9 protein-coding genes are annotated in these 7,518 nt (G+C 69.3%); 5 read left to right on the top strand and 4 right to left on the bottom strand.

Annotation, left to right across the window (positions count from 1 at the left end; translation table 11 throughout):
- The 4 genes from BZY54_RS43005 to BZY54_RS42990 all read right to left on the bottom strand — a co-directional run.
- Positions 1-700 (bottom strand): ThiF family adenylyltransferase (locus BZY54_RS43005; protein WP_167414169.1); only part of this gene is annotated, 700 nt, incomplete at its 3' end.
- Complete coding sequence (locus BZY54_RS51305) at positions 697-876, bottom strand: hypothetical protein (protein ID WP_086730799.1); 180 nt, start codon at positions 874-876, stop codon at positions 697-699. The genes BZY54_RS51305 and BZY54_RS43005, both read right to left, overlap by 4 nt.
- A gap of 232 nt (positions 877-1,108) precedes the next feature.
- The gene (locus BZY54_RS42995; RefSeq protein WP_086730798.1) at positions 1,109-1,603 is read right to left on the bottom strand and encodes a GyrI-like domain-containing protein; all 495 of its coding nucleotides are present in this window, start codon (positions 1,601-1,603) and stop codon (positions 1,109-1,111) included.
- 197 nt (positions 1,604-1,800) lie between these two features.
- Positions 1,801-2,166 (bottom strand): winged helix-turn-helix transcriptional regulator, encoded by a 366-nt coding sequence (locus tag BZY54_RS42990; protein WP_086730797.1) that lies wholly within the window; start codon positions 2,164-2,166, stop codon positions 1,801-1,803.
- Between the two features lie 118 nt (positions 2,167-2,284).
- On the opposite strand from BZY54_RS42990, the gene BZY54_RS42985 reads away from it, so the two are divergent.
- The 5 genes from BZY54_RS42985 to kdpB all read left to right on the top strand — a co-directional run.
- On the top strand, positions 2,285-2,935 hold the full coding sequence (locus BZY54_RS42985) for an FMN-dependent NADH-azoreductase (RefSeq protein WP_086730796.1): 651 nt from the start codon (positions 2,285-2,287) through the stop codon (positions 2,933-2,935).
- A gap of 799 nt (positions 2,936-3,734) precedes the next feature.
- Positions 3,735-3,908, top strand: a complete 174-nt coding sequence (locus tag BZY54_RS51300) for a hypothetical protein (protein ID WP_158104006.1) — start codon at positions 3,735-3,737, stop codon at positions 3,906-3,908.
- A complete protein-coding gene (gene kdpF / locus BZY54_RS42975) occupies positions 3,905-3,994 on the top strand; it encodes a K(+)-transporting ATPase subunit F (RefSeq protein ID WP_086730794.1) in 90 nt (29 codons plus the stop codon). The genes BZY54_RS51300 and kdpF overlap by 4 nt, the downstream gene beginning before the upstream one ends.
- 8 nt (positions 3,995-4,002) lie before the next feature.
- The gene (kdpA, locus tag BZY54_RS42970; protein ID WP_086730793.1) at positions 4,003-5,664 is read left to right on the top strand and encodes a potassium-transporting ATPase subunit KdpA; all 1,662 of its coding nucleotides are present in this window, start codon (positions 4,003-4,005) and stop codon (positions 5,662-5,664) included.
- Positions 5,664-7,518, top strand: a 1,855-nt coding sequence (kdpB, locus tag BZY54_RS42965) for a potassium-transporting ATPase subunit KdpB (RefSeq protein ID WP_208640940.1), incomplete at its 3' end; no start/stop codon positions are given. The genes kdpA and kdpB, both read left to right, overlap by 1 nt.

Genomic DNA, 7,518 nt, shown 5'->3' with positions numbered 1-7,518 from the left:
CCGGCGAGGTGGGCGTCAGCCCGTGGACGTAAATGGCGGTGCGCTGCGGATCGAGGACCGCCGAGCGGTCGTCGTCGGGGTGTGCCACGGCGGTCACGACCTGGGCCGTGGTCAGGGCGACGAGCTGGATGTCCACCCGGGCGCCGCGGGCGGCCTGAGTGTCGGCCGCCGATCGCCGGAACGCTGCCGCGCACTCGTAGCAGGGTGTGCGCCTACCGGGGAGGACCCAAAGGATCTCGCCGACCTCGGCGTCACGGATCTGGGGGTCCACCCAGATCGCCGGATACACCGCGGGCTTACCCACTGCCAGGGCCACGCGGTTGACGTGCCGCTGACAGGCGGCCGAGTCGGTGGCCGCCACCACCACGTCGGCAGCACCCACCAGAGACCGCTGCTGGTCCACATGCAACCCGAGGAAATCCGCGTGATGGCCGGTGGCGTCACACGAGGGGAAGTCGCGGCGGATCTTCCCGGCCAGCGCCAGGGCCTTGGACTGTCCCAGGTCCGGAGCGCCGAGCGGGTGGCGAACCAGATTCTCCACCTCGAGCGTGTCGGGATCGACCAGGCAGAGCGGGCTGAAGCCGATCCGTGCGAGCTCTTCCGCAATGAATCCGCCGACCGCTCCGGCACCCACGATCAGCACCGCCCCTGTACGCGGGGAGTGGCGAGCCCAGACGCGGTCCTCGAACGACTCGGTCAATCGAAGGTCCAGCGGGCCACCCGGACCGGGCGCGGCCGGTCCTGCCGCTCGTGATCGGAATACTCCTCCGGCTTCAGTTCTCCGGTGTCGGAATCGAGGAACCACTGACGCTTGCTGTCATGCGTCTGTTCCTCTGTCAGTTCGGCCTTCTGCAGGGTCTCCGGGGCTGTGCCCACGAGGATCCCTCCTCCCGGCTGTGGGCGACGGGGCGGCACCACGCATCGCCACGCCTCACGCCTCGCCCGCCTCCATCGGCCACCGGCCACGGGATCTGATCCGATCCATGGAGTGACAGAAGAAGCGCCTGGTTTTTCTGCCTCTTGCATCCCTTTTCTACGTTACGCCCCAGTAGGAGCACCGCATCCCGGAGCGCCGATGACTCGCTTCGCTCCGGCTCGCGCGCAGCGGTCAGTCCGCCACCGGCCAGGTGAGCTCGGTACGCAGGTCCCGTGGGTCCATGTCGGGGGAGGGCTGCGTGACGTAGGTCTCCCACCGGTCCTCTGCTGCGGACAGTCCCCGCGTCCGCATCCAGGAGTGCAGGCGTTCCCAGGAAGACCCCAGGCCGTCGAAGGCCCCGAGGTGTGAGAGCCGCGCGGCCCGGCCTCCGGGAAGAGAGCCGACCACGACCCCCGCCTCAGGCCGCACCGCCCGGTCCGTGACGAACCCGACCTCCAGGTCCAGGGTCTCTCCCGGCGACCCGTGGTAGAGGCCGAAGGCCGGACTCAGCATGGTGATCCGCTGGCCCGCGATGGTGCGGGCCAGGGCACCGAACGAGGCGTCGAAGAAGTCCCGCAGTTCGGTCATCGGGACGACGCCACGGACCACCGCTGTCGTCGCCGGGTCCAGATGTACGACCTCCGGCTCAGAGGCGCTGGCCCCGCCGTCGGTTTCGTGACTGCTCATGCCGCTCCCATCCGAGTTCCCAAGGCTGCTCGTCCGTGTAGACCCCTCGTGCGCCGAGAACTCATCGTCCCCCTTCAGCGACTTTCCCTAGGGGGACGTGCCGTCAGAGGGGGGAGAACGCGGCCGGCACGTCGGCCACGCCGGTCAGCGGCTCGCTGCGGGATGCGGCCGAGCCGGCCGCATCCCGCAGCGAGCCGCTATCGGGGCTCCGTGCAGGGCGGTGCGTCCGGCAGGTGGTGCTTGGCCCAGTCGCCGAGTTCCTTCAGGGCGGGCTCCAGAGCGGATCCGCGCTCGGTCAGCCGGTAGGAGACGCGCAGCGGCGGTCCTTCGTCTACCTCACGCAGCACCAGCCCCGCGGCGCCGAGTTCGGCGAGCCGGTCGGAGAGCATGCGCTCGCTGATGCCGGGGATGGCCCGGCGCAGGTCGGCGAAGTAGGCGGGCTGTTCGAGCAGCACCGACAGGATCGGGCCGTTCCAGCGTTTTCCGAGCAGTTGGAAGACGCGCGTGATGCCGTCGTCCACGCGTTTGCATGCCGCTGCGTCATGGGTCTGCTCCACCGCCATGGCGCCATGTTACTACCTCGCCGTAGGGGGATGAAAAAAAGTAAGTACCTGTGTTAGACATAGCTGCATACGAAAACTCCAGCCCGTCATCACGGGCTCTTCCTCCCTGGAGACAGCTATGGCCACCCTCCTCCACATCGACTCGTCCCTCTTCCCGGGCGAGGCGTCCGCCTCCCGCGCCGTGACGGACGCCTTCAGCCGGACCTGGCGGGAGCAGCACCCCGACGGCACGGTGATCTACCGGGACCTGGCCGTGAACCCCGTCCCGCACATCACCGCCGACGGCCACACCGCCGGCTTCGCCGACCCGGCCGCGCACACGCCCGAGCAGGCGGCGGCCTTCGCCGACCGTGTGCGGCTGATCGAGGAACTGGAGCAGGCGGACGCGGTGCTCATCGGGGCGCCGATGTACAACTTCACGATCCCGTCGACCCTCAAGGCGTGGCTGGACAACGTGATCCTGTTCGGGCGCACCGCGGGCGAGAACCCCTCCGCGAAGGGCACCCCCGTCACCGTCGTGGCCAGCCGCGGTGGCTCCTACGCGCCGGGCACCCCGCGCGAGTCCTACGAGTACGTCCAGAACTACCTGGAGGCGGTCCTCGGAGATGCGCTCGCACTCGACGTCGACTTCATCGTCCCCGAGCTGACCATGGCCCCGCAGAACCCGGCGATGGCGGAGCTGGTCCCGCTCTTCGAGGCCTCCCGCGAGCGCGCCCTCCAGGACGCGGCCACCAAGGCGAAGGCCCTCGCCGAACGCCTCGCCGCGTAGGCGGGAACGGCGCCGTACGTGCGGCCGTGGTTTGCCTTGACAGGGCGCGCCACGGCCGCACGGCGTTCAGCTGGATCCGCCAGGTCCGTCCATGAGGCGTGTCTCGTAGTGACCCGGGGGACCGGATCGGCGGACTTCGGCGTGGTTCCGATGGCGATGCGCGTCAAGACCCCGTCGTGATCGACTCATGGGGTGCGAAGATGCCGCAAGGAAGGGGCGGGGTGGCGGCAGACGGTCAGAACCCGGTGCCCCGCGCTCGTTTCTACTTTCGTGCCAGGCGGAGGGAAGCCGGAGCCCGCGCCCATGCCCGTTCCGACCACCGAGCCGGATGCCGTCCCTGCCGACGAGGAGCCGCTCGGTCGTGCCTGGCGGTGCTCGCCCCGATCAGGGGGTGGAGGCCATCGCCAACGCGGTCCGGTCCTTGCCGTGCCGTCCTTCCCGGTTCCGAGCGTTCGGCGGCCCCAGCGTGCGGAGGTCGCACTCGCGGCCGTCCTCGGCCTGACGCTCGTCGGCCCGTCGGCGCTGATCGGCCGCTTCCTTCTCCAGCCGGTCGAGGGGGCCACGGTCCTCGCTACCTTCCGCGGGTCTTCGCCCGACGAGGTCCGCTCGGTGAGGGTGTGCCACCCGGACCCGGAGGTCCGCGGTCGTCGCCCCCGCCGTGCGGCGGGAGACGGACCCGGTGAGCCGCAGGCTCCGCTTTTCCGGCTGCCGTGAGCCCGGTCACCGGCCGTCATGGCGGCCGGCTCACCGGTGTCCACCAGGGCCGTAAGGGGGCCGTCAAAGCCGTACGGGCCGCCGTATGAGAGCTGTCAACGAGGGCCGAATCCGGCTGGAGAGGCGCTTTCCTCTAAGCGTCCGAACCGACCGAACCTCATTCCAGGAGTTCGCGATGGCCGATCTGGCCTTCGTCCTCGTCACGCTCGCGGTGTTCGCACTCGTGGCGCTCGTCGCCAGGGGGGTGACGAAGCTGTGACCGCCGAGAACGTCGTCGGCCTGGTCGTGGCTGTCGCCCTGCTGGGTTATCTCATCCTCGCCCTGATCTTCCCGGAGAGGTTCTGAGACACGACATGAGTCCCGTACTCGCCGGCGTGCTCCAGGTGCTCGCCCTCATCGGCGCGCTGGCGCTCGTCCACCTCCCTCTGGGCAACTACATGGCCCGGGTCTACTCCTCGCAGAAGCACCTGCGGGTGGAGAAGTGGATCTACAAGAGCATCGGCGCCCATCCCGACGCCGAGATGACCTGGCCCGCCTACCTGCGCGGTGTCCTCGCCTTCTCGGCCGTCGGCGTCCTCTTCCTCTACCTGCTGCAGCGGCTTCAGGGCGTCCTGCCCGGCTCGCTCGGCTTCTCCTCCGTCAACCCGGCGCAGTCGTTCAACACGGCTGCCTCCTTCGTGGCCAACACGAACTGGCAGTCGTACTACGGCGAGCAGACCATGGGTCACGTCGTCCAGACCGCCGGGCTGGCCGTGCAGAACTTCGTCTCCGCGGCCGTGGGCATGGCGGTCGCCGTCGCGCTCGTGCGCGGCTTCGCCCGCTCGCGCACCGGGGAACTGGGCAACTTCTGGGCCGACCTGGTGCGCGGCACCCTGCGCATCCTGGTGCCGATCGCGGCGCTCGCCGCGGTGGTGCTGGTGGCGTGCGGCGCGATCCAGAACTTCTCCGGCATCCACGAGGTCGGGCAGTTCATGGGCGGCTCGCAGCAGTGGAACGGCGGCGCGGTCGCCTCGCAGGAGGCCATCAAGGAGCTCGGCACGAACGGCGGCGGCTACTTCAACGCCAACAGCGCCCACCCGTTCGAGAACCCCACCCCGTTCACCAACCTCCTCGAGATCTTCCTGATCCTGGTGATCCCGTTCTCGCTGACCCGCACGTTCGGTGTGATGGTCCGCAGCGTCAAGCAGGGTTACGCGATCCTCGCCACCATGGCGACGATCTGGCTCGGCTTCGTGGCCCTGATGATGTGGACGGAGTTCGCCCACCACGAGGGCGCCCTGCAGATCGCGGGCGGCGCGATGGAGGGCAAGGAGGTCCGCTTCGGGGTCGGCGGCTCGTCGATCTTCGCCGTGTCGACGACGCTGACGTCGACGGGTGCGGTCGACTCCTTCCACTCCTCCTTCACCGGACTCGGCGGCGGGATCACGATGCTCGGCATGATGCTGGGCGAGATCGCGCCCGGCGGCGTCGGATCCGGCCTCTACGGCATGCTGATCATGGCGGTCATCGCGGTGTTCATCGCGGGTCTGATGGTCGGCCGTACGCCCGAGTACCTGGGCAAGAAGATCGGCGGGCGGGAGATGAAGCTCGCCGCCGCCTACATCCTCGTCACCCCTGCGCTGGCGCTCGTCTTCACGGCGGCCTCCATGGCCCTGCCGTCCCCGCCGCACTCCATCCTCAACCCCGGCGCGCACGGCTTCTCCGAGGTCCTGTACGCCTTCACATCGGCGTCGAACAACAACGGCTCGGCCTTCGCCGGCCTGAACGCGAACACCGACTGGTACAACACCATGACCGGACTCGCGATGCTGCTGGGCCGCTTCCTGCCGATGGTGTTCGTCCTGGCGCTGGCCGGCTCGCTCGCCGGGCAGAAGCCGGTGCCGGTGAGCGCGGGCACCCTGCGCACCGAGAAACCGCTGTTCACCGGCCTGCTGGTGGGCGCGATCCTGATCATCACCGGTCTCACGTACTTCCCGGCGCTGGCGCTGGGCCCGCTCGCCGAAGGGCTGGCGTGATGACCACCCGTACAGAGAAGTCAGAGGACTCCATGTCCACAGCCACTCCCACCCGGGCGCCGCACAACCACGCTCCGACCGGGCACAAGCCCGCCGAGGGCCGTGTCGGAGCGGGCCTCTTCGACCCCAAGCAGCTGGTCAGGTCCCTGCCGGATGCCCTCCGCAAGCTCGACCCACGGGTGATGGTCAAATCGCCCGTGATGTTCGTGGTGTGGATCGGATCGGTGCTGACCACGGTCTTCTCCTTCACGGACCCCGGAGACTGGTTCGGCTGGACGATCAGCGCCTGGCTGTGGCTGACCGTGATCTTCGCCAACCTGGCCGAGGCGGTCGCCGAGGGCCGTGGCAAGGCCCAGGCCGACACCCTGCGCAAGGCGAAGACCGACACGGTCGCCCGCCGGCTGCACACCGACGGCTCGGAAGAGCGTGTCCCCGGCACCGAGCTGAGGATCGGCGACCTGGTGGTCTGCCAGGCCGGTGACGTCATCCCCGGTGACGGCGATGTCATCGAGGGCGTGGCGTCGGTCGACGAGTCGGCGATCACTGGCGAGTCCGCACCGGTCATCCGCGAGTCGGGCGGCGACCGCAGCGCCGTGACCGGCGGTACGAAGGTGCTCTCCGACCGCATCGTCCTCAAGATCACGACAAAGCCCGGTGAGACCTTCATCGACCGGATGATCAACCTGGTCGAGGGCGCGGCCCGGCAGAAGACGCCCAACGAGATAGCCCTGAACATCCTGCTGGCCTCGCTGACGATCGTCTTCCTGCTCGCCTGCGCCACCCTGCCGCCGTTCGCGAACTACGCGGGCACCCATCTGACGACGGTGGTGCTGGTGGCCCTGCTGGTCTGCCTGATCCCGACCACGATCGGCGCGCTGCTCTCCGCGATCGGCATCGCGGGCATGGACCGGCTGGTGCAGCGCAATGTGCTCGCCATGTCCGGCCGAGCGGTCGAGGCCGCCGGTGACGTCTCCACCCTCCTGCTCGACAAGACGGGCACCATCACTCTCGGCAACCGGCAGGCCGCCGAGTTCGTGCCGGTGCGCGGCGCCACCGAGGCGGTCGTCGCCGACGCGGCCCAGCTGTCCTCGCTGGCCGACGAGACCCCCGAGGGCCGCTCCATCGTCGTCCTCGCCAAGGAGGAATACGGGCTGCGCGAGCGGCACCAGGGCGAGCTGGTCGGCGCCGAGTGGATCGCGTTCACCGCCCAGACAAGAATGTCGGGCGTCGATGTGGACGGGAAGAAGGTCCGCAAGGGCGCGGCCGGTTCGGTCATCGCCTGGGTCGAGGAGCGGGGCGGCACGGTCGCCGCGGACGCCGCGGGGATCGTGGACGGTATCTCCGAGGCGGGCGGCACCCCGCTGCTGGTCGCCGTCGAGGACGAGCACGGCGCCCGCGTGCTCGGTGTCATCCACCTCAAGGACGTCGTCAAGCAGGGCATGCGCGAACGGTTCGACGAGCTGCGCCGCATGGGCATCAAGACCGTCATGATCACCGGTGACAACCCGCTGACGGCCAAGGCCATAGCCGAGGAGGCGGGCGTCGACGACTTCCTCGCCGAGGCCACCCCCGAGGACAAGATGGCCCTCATCAAGCGGGAACAGGCGGGCGGCAAGCTCGTCGCGATGACCGGTGACGGCACCAACGACGCGCCGGCCCTCGCCCAGGCGGACGTCGGCGTGGCGATGAACACCGGTACGTCGGCCGCCAAGGAGGCCGGCAACATGGTCGACCTCGACTCCAACCCGACCAAGCTCATCGAGATCGTGGAGATCGGCAAGCAGCTCCTGATCACCCGGGGCGCGCTGACCACCTTCTCCATCGCCAACGACGTCGCGAAGTACTTCGCGATCA

This window comes from Streptomyces carpinensis, from assembly GCF_002154505.1.
In the GTDB taxonomy this organism is placed as follows: Bacteria; Actinomycetota; Actinomycetes; order Streptomycetales; family Streptomycetaceae; genus Streptomyces; species Streptomyces carpinensis.
This window is presented reverse-complemented; position numbering and strand designations above follow the sequence as displayed.